Below are 19,502 nucleotides of genomic sequence, written 5' to 3'. Positions count from 1 at the left end.
ATGACATGTGCCTCTAAGCCCCAGAGCTGGACACGTCTCACATTAGCTACTCTTCCCGCAGGAGTCTTCGTCTTGCACTCCAATCAACCGCTGGATACACTTTATTACAAAAAACATTATCGCTGGTGTCAAAATAAGATCTGATTAAAGACAAAAAACTTGGCAGAGGGTTTCTGCCAAGTTTGAAATGGTTGAGATGCAAACTCCTGCCTGCATTCAAACGAACGATTATGCGTTTGCTTTTATGTAGTTCACAGCATCACCCACTGTGCCAATTTTCTCAGCATCATCGTCAGAAATTTCCATGTCGAATTCATCTTCAAGTTCCATTACCAGCTCAACTACATCAAGGGAGTCAGCTCCTAAGTCTTCTTTGAAAGAAGCTTCAAGAGTTACTTGAGATTCATCTACACCTAGACGATCCACAATGATTTTTGTTACACGATCTAAAACTTCTGCCATTTTTGTCACCTCCCCTCAAGTATTATAGTGTATATCCACCAGGAATGAAAAGCATATCCGGCGATTTTTTAGAAATTCCCTGTCCTGACTCACTCAGAACAGCTTGTTACATCACCATGCCGCCATCAATATGAAGGGTCTGGCCTGTCATATATGATGAAGATTCAGAAGCCATGAAGCTTACCACTTTTGCAATATCCTTTGGATCTCCGAAACGATTCAAAGGAATTTGCTTTAACATTTCATTTCGTACATCTTCTGGCAGCTGATCTGTCATATCAGTGGAAATGAATCCCGGCGCAATTGCATTTACGGTTATTCCGCGGGGAGCAAGCTCTCTCGCCGCAGTCTTCGTTAAACCGATGACACCTGATTTGGCAGCAACATAATTCGCCTGACCTGGATTACCGCTTACAGCTACGATAGATGAAATATTAATGATACGCCCGCTTCTTTGTTTCATCATCTGACGGGTTACGGCTTTGGTACACAGGAATACACCTTTGAGATTGATATTGATGACATCATCCCATTCATTTTCCTTCATGCGCATTAATAAATTGTCCTTCGTGATACCCGCATTATTAACTAGTATGTCCAATGCGCCAAACTGACTGATTGTTTCTTTTACCATCGATTGTACAGAGTCACTATCCGCTACATTACATTGAATAGCGACCGCTTCTCTTCCCATACTTTTGATTTCATCAACCACTTCGTTTGCTCTTGCTTCACTGCCTGAATAATTAACGACTACATTGGCTCCTTCACGGGCAAGTTCCAGGGCAATCTCTCTGCCGATGCCCCTGGATGCTCCAGTTACAAGTGCCACTTTTCCATTTACATTCATTTACGCTTCCTCCTTTAACTTTTCGATCACTTCAGTCAAGGAAGCCTCATCTTGGACTGCAAAAGTTTTTACTCGACGGTTCACTTTTTTGATGAGACCTGATAGTACTTTACCCGATCCTATTTCAACAAATGTATCTACTCCGAGGTCTAATAGTTTCTCCACTGTATCTTCCCACAAAACAGGGGAGTACAACTGCTCGATCAACAGGCGTTTGATTTCCTCTGCATCTGTGACAGGTGAAGCAGTCACATTTGCAATGACCGGTACAACAGCATCTTCAATTTCCATTGAATCAAGAACCGAGACGAATTTCTCAGCAGCAGGTTTCATTAATTGTGAATGAAAAGGGCCGCTTACCTGCAGAGGGATGACTCTTTTTGCGCCTGCTTCTTTTGCTTGTTCCGAAGCAGCTTCGACACCCTTTACAGTGCCTGAAATCACGATTTGACCTGGGCAATTCAGATTGGCTAGTCCTACTGTATGACCCTCTTCAGATACTCGATCCGTAACCGCTTTAAGGGATTCCCTATCCATACCAAGGACAGCAGCCATTGTCCCTTCACCGCTCGGTACGGCTTCTTCCATGAATTCCCCTCTTTTTCTCACTGCATAGACAGCATCCTCGAAAGATAAAGAGCCTGCTGCCACCAATGCGGAATATTCACCTAAACTATGACCGGCTGTGTAATCAGCTTGAATTCCTTCCGCTTTCAAACGTTCCAGTATCGCCACGCTCGTCGTCAATAAGGCGGGCTGAGCATTCGTCGTAAGAGTCAGATCTTCCTGAGGACCTTCAAATATGATAGAGGATAACTCAACACCAAGTTTTTCATCTGCTTTTTTGAAAATGCTTGCAACATCATCATGTTTGTCTGCCAGTTCCTTTCCCATCCCAACTGTCTGAGAACCTTGACCCGGGAATACAAATGCAATTTTACTCATGTGCATCTCCTCCTTTTACAGCTTTCTTAATGGTATTTGATACGTCATTCTTCACCATTTCCCTTGCCTGTCTCATCGCATTGAATAAAGCCACGTCATTGGAGGAGCCATGCGCCTTGATGACAGGGGCTTTCAAACCAAATAACCCCGCCCCTCCGTATTCAGTGTAATCGAGCATACCTTTCAATTCTCTTAAGTCATTTTTAACAAGGCCTGCAGCGATCTTGTTCTTCACTGAAGAAGTCAGGGTCTTTTTCAATAGCGAGAAGATCGAAAGAGCCGTGCCTTCGATTGTTTTCAATACCATGTTACCAGTAAAACCGTCTGTAACGACGACATCTGCCACACCATTTAACAAATCACGGGACTCCACATTCCCGATAAAATTCACTGATGTGTCTTTTAAGAGACTAAACGTTCTCTTCGTCAATTCATTTCCTTTTTTATCTTCGGTGCCGATATTTAACAATCCCACTCGAGGCTGTTTGATCCCTCTCACTTTTTCTGCGTAAATACTGCCCATGATGGCGTATTGGACCAGGTGCTCTGGTTTTGCATCTACATTTGCACCTAAATCAAGCATCAAGAAACCATTTCCGTCGAGGGTAGGAAGGGTCGGAGCCAGAGCAGGGCGCTCAATGCCATCTACTCTTCCGACAATGAATAACCCCGCGGTCATTAACGCTCCCGTGTTCCCTGCAGAAATACAGGCATCGGCTTCCCCATTTTTCACAGCCTGCGCCATCATTACCATGGAAGAATTCTTCTTTCTCTTCACAGCGCGCACAGGTTCATCTGTTCCTTGTATCACTTCGTCTGTATGCACGATGGTTAATCGTTCATGGGAAGGCAGCCACTTTTTGATTTTATTTTCATCCCCGTATAATAAAACTTCAATATCATGAAACTCTTCCAGTGCTTTCTTCACACCAAGGACAATATCTTTAGGAGCATGATCTCCGCCCATTGCATCAACGGCTAACTTCATCTATGCTTCATCCTTTTCTTTTTTTTTGGAGCGGTACATCTCGAAGTCCCCTCTGAACACAAGTTCTCCTCCGACAAAACTCTGTACCTCCACCATTGTTCGATCTTTTTCATCTTTAATATGTATGACCTTCGCCTTCGCCACTACTCTTTCGCCTTCTTTTACAGGCCGGGTAAAGCGGATCGTGGACTTGGCAGTCAATGCCAAATCATCATTTATTACAGCAACAGCCAACGAATTTGCCTGCGCGAACAAATGATGTCCCCTTGCTATTCTATTTCTCACGAAAACATGTTCAGCTTTCACATCAAAAATGCTGATCGCACTTTCGTCCAATTCTATATCAATAATTTCCCCTATGACCTCTTCAATCGGCAGCGATTTAACTTCATCTTCGAATGACTTTTCAGCTACGTTTTTTATACGTTCACGCAGCTCGGGAATTGATAGCTCCATCCGATCCAGGCGTATCGTCTGTACACTTACACCGAATCTTTCTGCCAATTCTTCATCCGTTATAAAGGGGTTTTCCTTTATCGTTTCTAATAGGTTCGCCTGTCTTTCTTTTTTTGAAAGTCTCATCATTCAACACCGTCCACTATTAGTACTAGGTACTAACAGTAGTATATAATCTAAAAAAGCAGATTGCAAGAAATAATCTCACAATCTGCCTTTCTAGTCGAGCTTTTCACCTTCCATCACACCCGATTCCACTAAGAAAGAACGCAGCCCTTCCCATTCAGCGTCTTTCCAGAAGCCTTCGGAGTTTATCAATGCTGAGGCATCGTCCCGTGCAACCTCCAACGCACGATAATCGTGAACCATGTCTGCTACCTTGAATTCGGGCAGGCCGCTTTGTTTCTTCCCAAAAAAATCACCGGGTCCCCGGAGTTCAAGGTCTTTCTCACTTAAAACAAAGCCATCATTGGTTTCAGTCATGATTTTCATACGCTCTTTACCAACCTCTGTTTTGGGCTCAGCTAATAAAATGCAATAAGACTGGTTTTCGCCCCGGCCGACCCTGCCGCGTAATTGATGAAGCTGAGATAAACCGAATCTTTCAGCATCATAAATCATCATAAAAGTAGCGTTTGGTACATTTACCCCGACTTCTACCACGGTTGTGGAGACCAGTACTTGAAGGTCATTTGTACTGAATTTCCTCATTACATCATCTTTTTCATCAGGGTGCAGCCGTCCATGCATGAGTCCAACTTTATATCGTCCTTCGAAATAAACAAGAAGTTGGTTGTAGACATCAATTGCATTTTGGACATCCAATTTATCAGATTCCTCTATTAACGGGCAAATGACATACGCCTGTCTTCCTTGATCAAGCTCTTTATCCATAAAGGTCAGGACGCGGGGAAGCATATCAGCTTTTGCCCAATAAGTTTCAATCGCTTTTCTTCCTGCCGGCATTTCGTCAATTATACTGACGTCCATTTCACCAAAAACCGTAATGGCAAGAGTTCTTGGAATAGGCGTCGCCGTCATAAATAGTACGTCGGGACTTGTTCCTTTTTCTCTTAATACTCTTCTTTGATTGACCCCGAAACGGTGCTGTTCATCTGTGACGACCAATCCCAACGATTTAAATTCGACATCTTCCTGAATCAGTGCATGAGTACCGATCAAGATATCGATTTCTCCTTCTTTTAACTTTTCCAGAAGAAGTTTTCGTCTTTTTCCTTTTACTGAGCTGGTAAGCAGTGCGACCGATAAACCTGCAGGAGATAAAAGTTCACTCATTGATTCAGCATGCTGTTCCGCTAAGATTTCTGTCGGTACCATGAGAGCCCCCTGATAACCTGCTGTCACAGAAGAAAATAAAGCGATAGCCGCAACAACGGTCTTTCCCGATCCAACATCACCTTGCAGCAGACGATTCATCCGATAAGGGGACTTCAAATCTGCAGAAATTTCGTTCACCACTCTTTTTTGTGCCCCTGTTAGAGGAAAAGGCAGTGATTCTGTGAATGCTTTTATTTTTTCCACATCATAATTCTGCTGTATGCCTGATGAGTGTTCTCTTTCGAATTTCCTTAGCGCTTGCATTTTCAGCTGAAATAATAAAAATTCTTCGTAAACAAATCTTCTCCTCGCCTGTTTCATGCCAGAGGGAGAGGCTGGGAAATGCAATTGATAAAGTGCTTCTTCCCGGTTCATCAACTTATATTTATCCAGAAGGATAGAAGGCAGATTCTCTGAAATGATGTGAGTGTAGTCTGAGAAAGCTTTCTTTATGAATTTTCTGAGACTATTATTTTTCACATTTCCTTTCAGTGAATATACGGGTTCGAAATCCCCCTCTTTATTATGGGGTCCACTTTGAAAATGCTGTACGTTAATTACTTGCCTGTTCTTATCCCACTTACCTGTCACTGTAACCGTATCATGCAGATTTATTTTCTTCTTCAAATAAGGCTGATTAAAGAATACGGCTTGAATCAAATATCTTCCAACCAATATCCTGACGGTCAAACGGGATTTCTTTCTTCCATAATACATCAGAGAAGGTTCTGAATGGACTTTCCCTTCCACAGTGACCCTCTCATCATGTGCGACTTCTTCTAAATCTCTCAGCCTGTAATCCTTGTAGCGATAAGGCAGATATTCCAGCAAATCCATTACGCTGTAAATCCCCATCTGATTCAGCTGATGTGCAGTTTCCCCGCCAATCCCATTTATGTTCTGGATTGTCAGTTCTTCATTATGAATCTTCACGTTTATTCAGAGAAACCCCGAAAATTTTCGCTTCTAATTCCCTGCCTGTAGGTGTAGCCGCTAGTCCGCCTTGAGCCGTTTCCCTCAAAGCTACAGGCATTGTTTGACCAATCTTATACATAGCGTCAATCACTTCATCACAAGGAATCCGGCTGGTGATTCCGGCAAGGGCCATATCAGCTGCAACCATTGCATTTGCAGCGCCCATCGCATTCCGTTTGACACAAGGGACTTCGACCAGTCCCGCGACAGGATCACACACTAACCCAAGCATATTCTTCAGTGTAATGGCCATCGCTTCTGCTGATTGACTTGGATTGCCGCCAGCCATTTCAACAATGGCTGCCGCCGCCATTCCACTCGCCGAGCCCACTTCGGCCTGACATCCACCGGCTGCCCCTGAGATAGACGCATTATTCGCAACAACAAATCCAAATGCACCAGACGTAAACAAGAATCTGACCATTTCATCTTTTGAAGGATTCAATTTATTCTTGACCGCAAATAAGGTTCCAGGAACAACACCTGCAGAACCAGCTGTCGGTGTTGCACAAATAGTCCCCATAGCTGCATTCACCTCATTTGTAGCTACAGCTTTGCTGACAGCATCCAAAATGGTGTCTCCTGATAATGATTTTCCTTTTGCAATATATTTCTGCAAGAGAACAGCGTCTCCGCCTGTCAAACCAGAATGAGACTTCACGCCTTCAAGGCCCCTTGCAACTGCCTGCTCCATAACTTCCAGGTTCTTTTCCATCTGGGCATAAACCTCTTCATGGGATTTACCTGTAAATTCTATCTCCTGCTCAATCATAATGTCCGATATTTTTTTATCTTGACTTTCAGCCAGTTCAATTAACTCGGCAACATTTCTAAACATATAGAAACCCCCTTACAATGGTGATGTAAACGTTCTCATAAAATAATAGTTTAATCTGAAATCCTTGTTACTTGCGTGATATGCGGAAGTGAGGTGATCTCTTCGATTACAGCTTCGTCAATCGGTTGATCCACTTCAATCGTCATCAGCGCCATTTTACCTTTTTCTTTTCTGGAAACATCCATATGACCGATATTCAATTGATGTTTTGCCAGTATATTTGATACAGATGCAATCGCACCAAATCGATCATCGTGAACGACCAGGATGGCTGGATGGTGGCCTGACAGCTTCAATTCAAAACCATTCAATTCGATGACCTCCACCTTTCCTCCCCCAATGGAGATACCGACAAGCTCCAACTCTCCTTGCTCGTCACCCATGTGGATTCTTGCTGTATTCGGATGATCCGTAATCGCATCTTCTTCGTGAAATTTCACTTTGATCCCTTTTTTTCTAGCTTGATCGATTGACTGAATGATTCGTTCATCATACGTATCGTAATCAAGGATCCCCCCTACAATGGCAACGTCAGTCCCATGACCCTTGTATGTCTTTGCGAAAGAACCATAAAACGAAATCGACACCCACTTTGGTTCACGGCGGAAAAGATTTCGCGCTATCCTGCCGATACGTGCCGCACCCGCAGTGTGAGAGCTTGATGGTCCAATCATCACAGGACCGATAATATCAAATACACTTTTGTATTTCATCGTATATTTCCCCCTGTCTAAACAAGCAAACTACTTTCATTTTAACATAATATAAGGGGACAAGCGCTATTATAGTGCCGTCCCCTTTTTTTCCTTTATTCGATTGAGAATATATAGGAGTAAAGTGGCTGTTTACCGTTATGAACTTCCACTTCCACATCTTGATAATTTTCTTCTACATATTCCTGTATTGAATTTACATCCTCTTCGGTTACATCTTCACCGTAAAGAATCGTTAGGATTTCGGAATCCTCATCAAGCATCTCATCCAATAGACGCTTCGCGGTTTGACTGCGATCTTTTTCTGCAATCACAATCTTGCCTTCAGCGATCCCCATGAAATCATCCTTGGATATCGTCATACCGTCGATGTTCGTATCTCTTACAGCGTACGTGATCTGACCTGTCTTTACTTGCTGGGAGGATTCACTCATCGTCTTCTTATTTTCTTCCACAGAAGCGGTAGGATTGAAGGCCAATAAGGCAGCCATACCCTGAGGGACAGTTTTAGTAGGGACGACAGCAACTTCTGCATCCAGTACTTCCGCTGCCTGTTCAGCTGCCATGATAATATTTTTATTATTTGGCATGATGATGACTTTCTTGGCGTTCACTTCTTCCACTGCCTTCACAATATCTTCAGTGCTTGGGTTCATCGTCTGCCCGCCTTCAATTACTGCTGTGGCACCGATACTCTTGAAGAGTTCAGAAATCCCCTCACCCATGGCAACCGTCACGATCGCAAAGTCAACTTCCTTCTTAACTGGAGCTGCTTCTGGCTTTACCATATGGGATTCACCTACGATACTGCTATGCTGCTGTCTCATATTCTCAATCTTTATATTGATGAGACTGCCGTATTTATGGCCATACGATAATACATTACCGGGTTGTTCCGAGTGAATATGTACTTTCGCAAGTTCATCGTCACTGATCACAAGCAGCGAATCACCAAATTCACTCAAATCATTACGGAAGTCCTCTTCGTCAAATGCCTGCTTATCTTCCTCGAATTTGACCATGAATTCTGTACAATAACCGAATTCAATATCTTCGGTGCTCATGAAATCCTGCGCTGCCTTGTGGTGTTCTGCACTCACAAGATCATTCATAGACGGCAGTGATGCCTGATCAGACACTTTTTCACCTTTCAATTCCGCTAAGAATCCTTCATAGACGAATAATAAGCCTTGACCTCCGCTATCCACAACGCCAACTTCCTTTAAGACAGGAAGCAGCTCAGGTGTACGCTCCAAAGAAGCCTTTGCTTCATCTACGATCGCCTGCATCAGTTTTACAAAATCGCTCTCTTTTTGTGCAGTGCTCACACCTTTTTTGGCAGCATCTTTCGCTACCGTCAAGATCGTTCCTTCGACGGGCTTCATTACCGCCTTATAGGCAGTTTCCACTCCAGATTGCAGCGCATCGGCAAATTGCTTGCTTGTCAAAGAGCTTTTCCCTTCAATTGCTTTACCGAATCCTCTAAATAACTGGGAAAGGATAACGCCAGAGTTGCCTCTCGCTCCCATCAATAACCCTTTCGAAAGTGCAGAAGCAACATTTCCAATATGTTCATTTTTATTCTGCCCGACTTCCTTAGCACCTGAAGTCATTGATAAATTCATGTTTGTTCCAGTATCACCATCAGGAACAGGAAAGACGTTCAGCGCATCCACAAGCTGCGCATTAGCAGAAAGCTTGGCAGCGCCCTGGATGACCATTTCAGCAAAACGTTTTCCTTCCAAAGATGTAATCGACACAAATCTTCCTCCTCACTACGGGTTCGTTACTCGAACCCCCTGCACAAAAATATTTACTGAATCTACCGCCAAGCCGACGGTCTTATCAAGGGTATATTTAACCTTGGATTGTACGTTATGAGCAATCTCAGAAATTTTTGTACCATAGCTCACAATAATATACATATCAATATGTACTTCCTCTTCCTCTTGACGAACAATCACTCCGCGAGTGAAATTTTCTTTACGTAAGATATCTGTAAAACCGTCTTTAATTTGATTCTTTGAAGCCATTCCAACGATTCCGTAGCAATCCACCGCTGCACCTCCAGCAATCATTGCAATGACATCATTTGTAATATCAATTTGTCCGTACTGCGTTTTCAATTCGATGGACATGGAATGTTCTCCCCCTTTAAATACATGCTTGGCTAAAAACATTTTACTATAACTATGCTCTTTTTGAAAGCTAAAGTATATGCAATGCTTTATTTATGTCTCGTTATCTTACATTTTTTCCAAATTAATGACCTTTACACTTATAAATAGAAAAAAGACGCCCTTCTAGAAAGACGTCTCCTCATTTTTAAGTATTATACACGCTCAACTTTACCTGATTTCAACGCTCTTGCAGAAACCCAAACTTTCTTAGGTTTACCGTCCACAAGAATACGAACTTTTTGCAGGTTAGCACCCCACGTACGCTTATTCGCATTCATCGCGTGAGAGCGAGTGTTACCAGCGCTGGCTTTACGGCCTGTTACTACGCATTGTTTTGCCATAATCTATTCCCTCCTCACTAACAAGAAGCTGAAGTTCCATTTCAGTTCTACATTTCGCTTTTATCATAAAGATACTTTAATAATTTATCACACAAGCATACAGAATGCAATACTACAATTTAAACCTTTCAAGAAAAAATACTTTACAGGAAGAAAAGCAGAGGCGGCTCGTTCAGAGACGACAAGCATAAGACAGGGCAGCCGGAAAGGCGTTCTTTGCCTTTTGGGATGGCATGGCTTATGTCTCGAGTCTCTAGCCGCCGGAGCTGGACAAGTAGAAAAGCGGAAGGGCTTTGCCCAGAGGCGGGTGGCATAAGACGAACTGGCCGGGAAGGCGCTCTTTGCCTTCTTGGTCGGTTTGGCTTATGACATGTGCCTCTAAGCCCTGGAGCTGGACAACTAGAAAAGCGGAAGTGGGCGTTTTGCTCCCTTTGAAAAATGTTCTTCGGCTTTAGAGGCGCTTTTTGCCTCAAAAGCCGAAGGTTAATTTTCAAACGGGAGCAGACCACTGGAGCTGGACAGGAAGAAAAGCGGAGGCGGCTCGCTCAGAGACGACAAGCATAAGACAGGGCATCCGGAAAGGCGTTCTTTGCCTTTTGGGATGGCATGGCTTATGTCTCGAGTCTCTAGCCGCCGGAGCTGGACAAGTAGAAAAGCGGAAGGGTTTTGCCCAAACGAACAATCAGAAGAGCAGTTAATCGTTTATCTATCAAACGTAAGCTTCGCATCCGAACGATCTTCCACCCACCTGAAGATTTTTCGACATTAAGATCATATATCTCCAGAAAAGATCATAAATCTGTAAACGGGATCGTATTTTTCTGAAGAGGATCATAATTTCAGAAAGAGGATCATATCCAGTCGTTTCAGGGGAAGCCAACGCTTGCTTTTCGTTCTGAAAATCTATTATCATTTATTATGACAACTTTTCGGGCAGATTTTTACATAACTTGCACTCAAAAACACTTCAGGATCAATGAAATTGCATATATTAAGACCAGACATCGCTGTGCCTAATTAAAATTCCCGCCAAAAAAAAAGAAGACAGCCCCATGCTGCCTTCAATCCCTTCATTATTCCTTCTTAAATGTTCCCAACATCGCTCGAACCAGCCCACCCAAGAACTTTGGTAATTTAATTGTATAAAATCTCATTTCAGTCCCTCCCCGCAATCTAAAGAACGTAATGTTTCGCTTGACATCGTTTCAGTCTATTCAAGCAGTTGCAGTTAAGTACGTCTTCTTTCCTAATTGGGTCAAGAAGCTCCATCGCTGCTTCTTATCACCATTAATATGCCTTTTGTAAAAGAAAAAGTACCAGATGATTGTATAAGTTCATTACTAATACATAGTGTGGAACCGCGGAAAATATTCCGGTTTTTTAGCGGGTATTTGAATCCTGTTAGTGTCAGATTCTCCACAGAACCAGTCACGGGCACGAACGAAATATACTTGCGGGTATCGTATTCAATTACCATATGTTCCCCTGCTTTTGCAATCCAGAGATGATTTTGGACATCGATCAATTCACTCTTTATTCCGGACTCCAGCAGGTCCGGCTGCATCAATAATTGTACATTTCCCATAAAGTGATCCAGCCGGCCTCCTGTTGCCCCGAATATCTTTATTGATTCGGGTTTCTGGGTAAGAACCCAATTCAGGGCAAGCTCTAAATCCGTTTCATCTTTTTCCGGAAGATATGTGTTTACTGTTTGCACTCTTTCCTTAATCAGAGACCATTCGTGATCGCTTACTGAATCAAAATCCCCGAATGCTCCATGAGGTTCCAGTTCGTTTTGCAGGATGGTGAATACTCCCCGGTCCACTCCCACCCATTTCGCATTGTCGGAATGGAATGCTTTTAAATCAGGCAAATATCTTTCTGGTCCGCCGGCTACGATACAATACTCCATTGATTTCACCTCTTCTATATAAAATAGACTGATCCAATAATATTGGATCAGTCTCCGAACCTATTTTGGCAGCGACTTTCTTAAGGCTTCAATCGCTTCGCCTCTGTCGGCTTGATTATAAATCGCCGAACCTGCTACAAATACATCTGCTCCCGCCTCGGCACAAATCGCTGCCGTTTCGGGATTGATTCCGCCGTCCACTTCAATCTCAAGTGAAGGATTCACTTCATCCGCCCAGCTTCGGATTTGCTTGATTTTTGGAACGACCGATGGAATGAAGGACTGGCCGCCAAATCCTGGATTCACGGTCATCAATAAGACCATATCGATATCCTGGAGGATTGGTTTTATCCAGTCTGCAGGCGTAGCCGGATTTAAGACGATTCCCGCTTTCACGCCTTTACTCTTTATTAGTTGAATGGTTCTGTGCAGGTGAGGAGCGGCCTCCACATGCACAGTGATGTAATCAGCACCTGCATCGGCAAATGCTTCGATATACTGGTCAGCGTTCTCGATCATAAGATGGACATCCAATGGAAGTTGGGTGAGGGGGCGGATAGCTTTCACCACCATAGGGCCCATTGTGATATTCGGCACAAAATGGCCATCCATTACATCGATATGGATGTAATCCGCCCCTCCGTTTTCAACGTCCTTAATTTCTTTTCCCAGTTCTGCAAAATTGGCAGATAGAATAGATGGAGCTATCTTCATTTCTTAATACCTCGGCTTTCTGTCTTTTATTTCTTGATGGAATGTCAGGTAATGATCATATCTGTAACTAGGGATATCACCTGTGTCCACTGCATTCTTCACAGCGCATTTCGGTTCGTTGATGTGAAGACAGCCCCTGAATTTACATTGTTCCGAGGCTTCCACCATCTCGGGAAAATATTGGGGCAGGTCTTCAACCTCAATATCTGTAAATTCCAAAGAACTGAACCCGGGCGTATCAGCCACTAATCCATCACCGATATGAATCAGTTCTACATGGCGGGTGGTATGCTTCCCCCTCCCTAAATGAGAGGAAATCATGGCTGTTTTTAAATCGAGTTCAGGTTTAATCACATTCAATAAGGTCGACTTGCCCACTCCCGATTGTCCGGCAAATACCGACGTCTTATCTCTCATGTATGGCGACAATTCTTCTATACCCTGTTCAGTCTTGGATGAAGTCACGACCACTTCATAGCCAAAAGAGCGGTAATGCTCTGCATATCCTTCAATTTCTTTTATTTCATCCTTCTGTAGCAAGTCCATTTTTGTAATGCATATGAGCGGGTCTATGTCTTTGCTTTCAACCAAAACAAGGAAACGGTCCAATAACGTGGTGCTGAAATCTGGTTCACGGGCTGAAAATACTAAAATGGCCTGATCCACATTTGCAATGGGCGGACGCACCAATTCATTCTTCCGTTCAAATACCTTCAGGATATACCCTTCTGTTTCGTTATCCGCCTGGAATTCCACATAATCGCCTACAAGAGGGGTCACTTTATTCTTGCGGAAGACCCCTCTTCCGCGGCATTGAGTGATCACACCATCGGAAAGTACATAATAAAAACCACTTAATGCTTTGATAATTTTCCCTTCTGCCATTCGGAACCTCCTTATCAATCTATAATTATTCACGTATGTATACTCTCATTTTATAGCATATGTTTATTAAAAAGCAAAATAAGAGGACTGTCCCTTAGGTTACCTGAAACCCGAGGTACAGTCCCTCTCATACATTATTCTTCGTCTTTAGGATACTCAACGGTACCTGATTTATACTCTTTTCCGTCGACTTCTATTTTGTATTTACCTTGTTTTCCATCTTCCAATAAGAAGTTTAATGTAAATTTCGTCTCTTCCGTTATACCTGTTTTTTCTTCGCTATCCTCATACGTACTGTCTTTATCTTCTATGAAGATTTCGACGATTTGCGGCTTGGTTCCATCTCCTTCATAAGGAACGGTGATCTCTAAAGGAACTTCTTTATCTTGTATAGGTTCAGGACCCTTAGACATCACTACAAAAACCTCATCGCCTGGATATGTTGGTGTACCTGGTTTTGTACTTTGCGAAATTACATGTCCTTCAGAAATATCATCTGAATATTGTTCTCCCGAGGTTACAATGGAAATACCCCGTGAATTTGCGTAATCATCAAGTACTTTTTGACTCATGTCAGTTAAATCAAGCAATTCAAAAGATGATGGTCCTGTACTGACAGTAAGGGTAACCGTTGTTTCACTTGCTACGACTTCATCTCCAGGGGAGGGATCTTGCTCGATAATCGTTCCCTCTTCTTCTTCATTTGATGGTTCTTCTTGTTTCTTTACAGTATAGCCCTGTTCTTCAAGCCTTGAAGCAACCTCTTCAAAGTTCTTTCCTTTGAAATCTTCTACCTCTACCTTTTCCTTACCCGTACTTACATATATATCCACTGGTGACCCTTCATTTGCCATACGTCCTTCCTTCGGGTTCGTCTTGATCACGATACCCTCTGGTATAGAATCATGAGACATTTCTTTCGTTTCTCCGACTACAAATCCAGCGGAGACGATAATGGAAACAGCCTCGGTAGGCTTCTTACCTTCAACCTCAGGAACCTCAATCTCCTTAGGCCCCAGCAGCTCCGGAACCACCGTCACTGCAGCAACACCCAATAAGATAAGTAAAAAGAACAGGCTGATGATCATCACCGGCCATTTTCTCTTGCTTTTCTTTTTGGTTTTTTGCTTCTTCCCTTTCACAGGCTTTGCGCCATCTGCAGCCTTGACCGGTTTCGCCGGTTTTGTCTCAGGGCTGGATTGGGTGTGAACGATGGTATCATCCAGATTCGAGGAACCATTGTCATCCGTTATGACAGGAATTGCCTTTGTGGCTTCATCATCCATAGGTACAGAAAATTTAGGTTCATCCATCCGTTCGGGCTCGAGTGCCGTTGCCAAATCATCATCCATTTCTTCAAGGTTCTCATACCTCCTGAAGGGATCTTTAGCAGTGGCTTTCAGGACAATATTTTCCACACTTTGCGGTATATCGGAATTCCACCTTCTAAGTGAGGGTGTTTCTGACTGCAAGTGCTTCAACGCGATTGAAACGGCTGACTCACCTGAAAACGGGAGTCGGCCGGTCAATAATTCAAACATCACGATCCCAAGTGAATAAATATCTGATTTCTTAGTCGCCATGCCGCCTCTTGCCTGTTCAGGCGACAAATAATGGACAGACCCCAGAACGGAATTTGTCTGTGTGATGGAGGTCGCGCTAAGTGCCATGGCAATTCCGAAATCGGTGATCTTCACCGTTCCTTCCTCGTCAACTAATATGTTATGAGGTTTGATATCCCGATGCACGATATGATTCTGATGGGCATGTGAAATCGCTAAGGTCAGCTGCTTCATAATCTCCAGCGCTTGATCGACACCTACGGGTGAATGCTGCTGTATGTATTGTTTCAACGTCATGCCTTGTACATATTCCATTACGATATAATAAAGGTCATCCTCTTCCCCTACATCATAAATGCTGACGATATTCGGGTGAACAAGGCTGGTGGCGGATTGTGCCTCACGTTGAAATCGTTTAATAAATTCTTCTTCATTCGCAAAATCCATTCGGAGCATTTTAATGGCCACTTCACGATCAAGTATCATGTCGTGGGCAAGATAAACGTTGGCCATTCCTCCGCCGCCGATCAATTTAATGATTCTGTATCGGCCACTGATGCGCTTTCCATTCATCATGTACTATCACCCGCTTTCCGTTTCAGCGGCATACTCAACGATCAGGACAGTGATATTATCTTCCCCGCCATAATCATTAGCCAAATGAACGAGCTTCTCGCCTTTTTTCTCGAGAGAGTCATCATTTGATAAGATCTCTTTCATTTCTTGTTCTGAAACTTTATTTGATAAACCATCCGAGCATAATAGCAAAACATCATCATCTTCAAACATGATGGTCTTAATGTCCATCGTGATCGTTGTTTCTGTCCCGATTGCTCTTAAAATCACATTTTTTCTTGGATGATGCTCTGCATCTTCTTTGGAAATTTCCCCGCTTCTGACAAGTTCGTTCACTAATGTATGGTCCTCTGTCAGTTGGTGAAATCCGTTTTCATTTAGTATATAACCCCTGCTGTCCCCGATATTTACAATCGTCGCAAACAAGGAGGTGCATATCGCACCGACCAGGGTTGTACCCATTCCTTCACATTCTGTATGGGACTGAGAATAACTATAAACTTCTTGGTTCACTTCGTTAATAGTCGTTTTTAACCAATTTTCTGCCTGGTCTGCAGTCTTAAATTTCTCCGTATTTTCCCACATGCCCTTTAAAGTGGAAATGACCATTTGACTCGCCACATCGCCAGCACGATGTCCGCCCATACCATCAGCTACAACTGCGAGATAGTCTCCATGAGAATTCTTGAATACATCGACGCTGTCTTCGTTATGTTGACGCACTTTCCCTTTATCCGTATAATAAACCGTTTTCACTCAGATCACCTCTTCTTTCCATTCCCCTATGTAGAAGTTCCACCACCCTCAAACCGCCAACTCTATCGGCCATGGTTCAGAAGACCCGAAGTAAGCAGCAGCGGAAAAAGGACCCAGCAAATAAACATTCTTCCTATAAAATTGCTGTGTGCCTCCTAGTACATTTACGACTTGAATCGAGCATTTTCCTGCTAGCAAAGTACAAAATCATTCATTTTACGATATTTTCCTTATGCAGATTGAATCATAACCCTTTTTTGATGAAACAGGAAATGTAAAAACCATCTCCCCCAAAATCCTGTGGAAACACTTGCAATTCATTTCCTTCGATGAACGGATGCACTGTCTCCGGGAGATTTTTCAAATGATAAGGTTCAAATTCAGGATGGTCACTTAAGAAAGAACGCACTGTGCCTTCATTTTCATTCTTATCAACTGTACAGGTGCTGTATACTAAAATTCCGCCTTTTTGGAGGAGCGGTGCAACTGATGATAAAATGTCGAGCTGTATTTTTTGAAGAGAATGCAGATCGGCTTCTTTTTTCGCGTATTTGATGTCCGGCTTTCTCCTTAGAACACCCAATCCCGAGCAGGGGGCATCTACGAGTATTCGATCGAAGCTTTCCCTCTCGAATTTCTCTCCGGCTTTCCTGCTGTCCAGGGTGGCCGTAAATATATTTGAAAGATCCAGACGGGAGGCGTTTTCATCAATCATCCTGACTTTATGCTTATGTAAATCCAAAGCATGTACCTCGCCTGTTCCACCGAGCAGTTCAGCGATATGAGTCGTTTTACCTCCAGGGGCTGCACACGCATCCAAGACTTTCATGTTCTTTTCTAATTCGAGAGCATGTGCAACCAGCATGGAGCTTTCGTCCTGAATGGTCAATTCACCATTGCGATAAGCGTCCGTCTTCACCAGATTCCCTCTCAGGGTTTGAACCGCTTCTTCCGTCACAGGACTTGCCTTCACTTCTACGCCTATGCCGCTTAAGTTATGTATAAGTTCCTCTCTCGTCAACTTGGTTGTATTCACACGTGCTGTTTGTTTCGGAGCGACCTGGTTCATCTCGCACATCTCACGAGTCTTATCCAACCCGAACTGCTCTTCCCAGCGTTTCACCAGCCAGAAGGGATGACTTGTTTCTATTGATACTCTTTCAATTGGATCTTTAATCTCTTCCAAGGAAGGGATGCCTTTTCTCTGAATGGAGCGAAGCACACCATTCACCAAGCCTGAGATTCCTTTATGCCCTCTTTTTTTGGCTATTTCCACCGCCTCATGCAATACGGCCCTGTCAGGGATCCGGTCCAGATAAACGATCTGGTAAAGAGACAATCTCAATAAATGGCGCACCCATTCATCCAGCTTTCCCTTTATGAATGGGGCAAGATAATAGTCCAATGTCAGCTTCCTCTGTATGGTTCCATAGGTGAGTTCCGTCAGGAGACCTATATCCTTTGAGGGAAGCTCATTTTTTTCAATCACCGAATTCAACAATAGATTACTATACGATTGATTCTTCTCAACTGCAGCAATGACATCCAGTGCTGCTTCCCTCACGCTTTTCTGATTTTTACCCATATTATTCTCCTAACTTTATTCCTTCTTCTAGATGCGCACCAGCTCCACGCAGATAATCTACGGCGCTCATGCGTTTCTTACCTGAAGGCTGCAAGTCTCTTATTTTAATTGCCGTTTCGTTTCCGGTCGCTACGACGAACCCATCCTTTTGAACTTCGATGATTTCACCCGGTTTTGATGAATGACGGTTGACTTTTTCTCCCCACCATATCTTCATGACTGCTCCGTCCAATGTGGTATAGGCAACGGGCCAAGGGTGCATACCCCTGATATGGTTATAAATTTCTTCACCTGACTTCGTCCAGTCGATCTTTTCTTGTTCTCTCTTGATATTTCTGGCGAACGTCGCTTTTGAGTCGTCTTGTTTTGCAGGAGTCAATTTACCTTTCAACAAGTCCGGCAATGTTTCTATCAACAGCTTCGATCCCGCAGCACTCAGTTTGTCGTGCAATGTTCCCACATGGTCTTGTTCTTCGATTTCCACTTCAACCTGGCTGATCATATCACCTGCATCAAGCTTTTCAACCATGTACATGATGGTTACCCCTGTTTTTTTCTTCCCTTGAATAATAGAGTAGTGAATTGGGGCTCCCCCTCTAAGCTCTGGAAGGAGGGAGGCATGAACATTTATACAACCGTGGGTTGGTGCTTCCAGTAATTCCTTCGGCAGGATCTGACCAAACGCAGCTGTTACGATAAGGTCAGGGTTCAGGGCAAGGATTTCATCCAATTCCTGTTGGTTTCTTATTTTTTCAGGCTGATACACTGGAATTCCGTGATTCATCGCCTCTGCTTTAACAGGAGGCGGTGTCAGTACACGTTTACGCCCTACAGGACGGTCCGGCTGTGTGACCACTGCAATCACATCATAGTCTGCTTGCAGCAAAGATTGTAAAACCGGTACTGAAAAATCTGGTGTTCCCATAAAAACGATTTTTGTCATTCCACTTCATACCCTTCTAGTTCTTCTTCAGTTATATATTTATCTATTTTCGATGTAAAAAGAATTCCATGCAGGTGATCTATTTCATGCTGTATCGCACGCGCCAAGAAATCCTTGGCTTGAAATTCTTTGGTTTTGCCTTTTCTGTTGTAAGTCCGCACTTTTATCGAAGATGGTCTGGTGACCTCTCCATATAAGCCGGGAAAACTAAGGCATCCTTCAAGATCTGTCTGTGTTCCAGAAGTCTCGATGATTTCAGGGTTAATCAATTCAATCGTGCCGGTTTCATCACCTATGTCGACAATCGCTACTTGCAAATCCACACCCACCTGCGGGGCTGCCAAACCTACCCCATCGGCTTCTATCATCGTGTCATACATGTTGTTCAATAGTTTTTTTAATTTTTTATCAAATGCAGTTACCTGTTCACATTCTTTTTCCAAAATGGAATCAGGATGCATTACAATTGGAAGAATGGCCATT

The 19,502-nt window shown here is 43.3% G+C and carries 20 protein-coding genes; all 20 read right to left on the bottom strand.

What is annotated here, in order from left to right; translation table 11 throughout:
- Positions 1–228: 228 nt before the first annotated feature.
- The gene (gene acpP, locus AAEO50_RS08830; RefSeq protein ID WP_032088865.1) at positions 229–462 is read right to left on the bottom strand and encodes an acyl carrier protein; all 234 of its coding nucleotides are present in this window, start codon (positions 460–462) and stop codon (positions 229–231) included.
- A gap of 106 nt (positions 463–568) precedes the next feature.
- Positions 569–1,312, bottom strand: a complete 744-nt coding sequence (gene fabG, locus AAEO50_RS08825; RefSeq protein ID WP_341982603.1) for a 3-oxoacyl-[acyl-carrier-protein] reductase — start codon at positions 1,310–1,312, stop codon at positions 569–571.
- Positions 1,313–2,257: an ACP S-malonyltransferase gene (fabD, locus tag AAEO50_RS08820; RefSeq protein WP_341982601.1), complete on the bottom strand. Its 945-nt coding sequence runs from the start codon at positions 2,255–2,257 to the stop codon at positions 1,313–1,315.
- A complete protein-coding gene (gene plsX / locus AAEO50_RS08815; protein WP_341982599.1) occupies positions 2,250–3,245 on the bottom strand; it encodes a phosphate acyltransferase PlsX in 996 nt (331 codons plus the stop codon). The genes fabD and plsX overlap by 8 nt, the downstream gene beginning before the upstream one ends.
- Positions 3,246–3,827: a transcription factor FapR gene (gene fapR / locus AAEO50_RS08810; RefSeq protein ID WP_341982621.1), complete on the bottom strand. Its 582-nt coding sequence runs from the start codon at positions 3,825–3,827 to the stop codon at positions 3,246–3,248. It lies immediately after the preceding gene.
- A gap of 93 nt (positions 3,828–3,920) precedes the next feature.
- Positions 3,921–5,966, bottom strand: coding sequence for an ATP-dependent DNA helicase RecG (gene recG, locus AAEO50_RS08805; protein ID WP_425383174.1), 2,046 nt, complete (start codon positions 5,964–5,966; stop codon positions 3,921–3,923).
- Entirely contained in the window at positions 5,959–6,852 is an 894-nt protein-coding gene (sdaAA, locus tag AAEO50_RS08800) for an L-serine ammonia-lyase, iron-sulfur-dependent, subunit alpha (protein WP_341982597.1), read from the bottom strand. The genes recG and sdaAA overlap by 8 nt, the downstream gene beginning before the upstream one ends.
- A 50-nt stretch (positions 6,853–6,902) precedes the next feature.
- Complete coding sequence (sdaAB, locus tag AAEO50_RS08795; protein ID WP_341982595.1) at positions 6,903–7,565, bottom strand: L-serine ammonia-lyase, iron-sulfur-dependent subunit beta; 663 nt, start codon at positions 7,563–7,565, stop codon at positions 6,903–6,905.
- Positions 7,566–7,660: 95 nt separating this feature from the next.
- The gene (locus AAEO50_RS08790) at positions 7,661–9,325 is read right to left on the bottom strand and encodes a DAK2 domain-containing protein (protein WP_341982593.1); all 1,665 of its coding nucleotides are present in this window, start codon (positions 9,323–9,325) and stop codon (positions 7,661–7,663) included.
- A 15-nt stretch (positions 9,326–9,340) separates the two neighbouring features.
- Positions 9,341–9,703 carry an Asp23/Gls24 family envelope stress response protein gene (locus AAEO50_RS08785; protein ID WP_341982591.1) on the bottom strand — a complete coding sequence of 121 codons (363 nt, stop codon included), beginning with the start codon at positions 9,701–9,703 and terminating at the stop codon, positions 9,341–9,343.
- A gap of 194 nt (positions 9,704–9,897) precedes the next feature.
- Positions 9,898–10,086 (bottom strand): 50S ribosomal protein L28, encoded by a 189-nt coding sequence (gene rpmB, locus AAEO50_RS08780; protein ID WP_341982589.1) that lies wholly within the window; start codon positions 10,084–10,086, stop codon positions 9,898–9,900.
- A 1,073-nt stretch (positions 10,087–11,159) separates the two neighbouring features.
- Positions 11,160–11,240 carry a stage V sporulation protein SpoVM gene (spoVM, locus tag AAEO50_RS08775; RefSeq protein ID WP_032088878.1) on the bottom strand — a complete coding sequence of 27 codons (81 nt, stop codon included), beginning with the start codon at positions 11,238–11,240 and terminating at the stop codon, positions 11,160–11,162.
- 101 nt (positions 11,241–11,341) lie between these two features.
- Entirely contained in the window at positions 11,342–11,998 is a 657-nt protein-coding gene (locus AAEO50_RS08770; RefSeq protein ID WP_341982587.1) for a thiamine diphosphokinase, read from the bottom strand.
- A 60-nt stretch (positions 11,999–12,058) separates the two neighbouring features.
- Positions 12,059–12,712: a ribulose-phosphate 3-epimerase gene (rpe, locus tag AAEO50_RS08765; RefSeq protein WP_341982585.1), complete on the bottom strand. Its 654-nt coding sequence runs from the start codon at positions 12,710–12,712 to the stop codon at positions 12,059–12,061.
- A gap of 3 nt (positions 12,713–12,715) precedes the next feature.
- Complete coding sequence (rsgA, locus tag AAEO50_RS08760) at positions 12,716–13,597, bottom strand: ribosome small subunit-dependent GTPase A (protein ID WP_341982583.1); 882 nt, start codon at positions 13,595–13,597, stop codon at positions 12,716–12,718.
- Between the two features lie 134 nt (positions 13,598–13,731).
- Complete coding sequence (gene pknB, locus AAEO50_RS08755; protein WP_341982581.1) at positions 13,732–15,735, bottom strand: Stk1 family PASTA domain-containing Ser/Thr kinase; 2,004 nt, start codon at positions 15,733–15,735, stop codon at positions 13,732–13,734.
- A gap of 6 nt (positions 15,736–15,741) precedes the next feature.
- The gene (locus tag AAEO50_RS08750) at positions 15,742–16,491 is read right to left on the bottom strand and encodes a Stp1/IreP family PP2C-type Ser/Thr phosphatase (protein ID WP_341982579.1); all 750 of its coding nucleotides are present in this window, start codon (positions 16,489–16,491) and stop codon (positions 15,742–15,744) included.
- Between the two features lie 244 nt (positions 16,492–16,735).
- Entirely contained in the window at positions 16,736–18,076 is a 1,341-nt protein-coding gene (gene rsmB / locus AAEO50_RS08745) for a 16S rRNA (cytosine(967)-C(5))-methyltransferase RsmB (RefSeq protein WP_341982577.1), read from the bottom strand.
- Position 18,077: 1 nt separating this feature from the next.
- Entirely contained in the window at positions 18,078–19,019 is a 942-nt protein-coding gene (gene fmt / locus AAEO50_RS08740) for a methionyl-tRNA formyltransferase (RefSeq protein ID WP_341982575.1), read from the bottom strand.
- On the bottom strand, positions 19,016–19,501 hold the full coding sequence (gene def / locus AAEO50_RS08735) for a peptide deformylase (RefSeq protein ID WP_341982573.1): 486 nt from the start codon (positions 19,499–19,501) through the stop codon (positions 19,016–19,018). The genes fmt and def overlap by 4 nt, the downstream gene beginning before the upstream one ends.
- Between the last annotated feature and the right edge of the window lies 1 nt (position 19,502).

It is taken from the genome of Rossellomorea oryzaecorticis, from assembly GCF_038405515.1.
GTDB lineage: Bacteria > Bacillota > Bacilli > Bacillales > Bacillaceae_B > Rossellomorea > Rossellomorea oryzaecorticis_A.
Note: the sequence above shows the minus strand (reverse complement) of the source record. Positions and strands in the feature narration are given on the sequence as shown.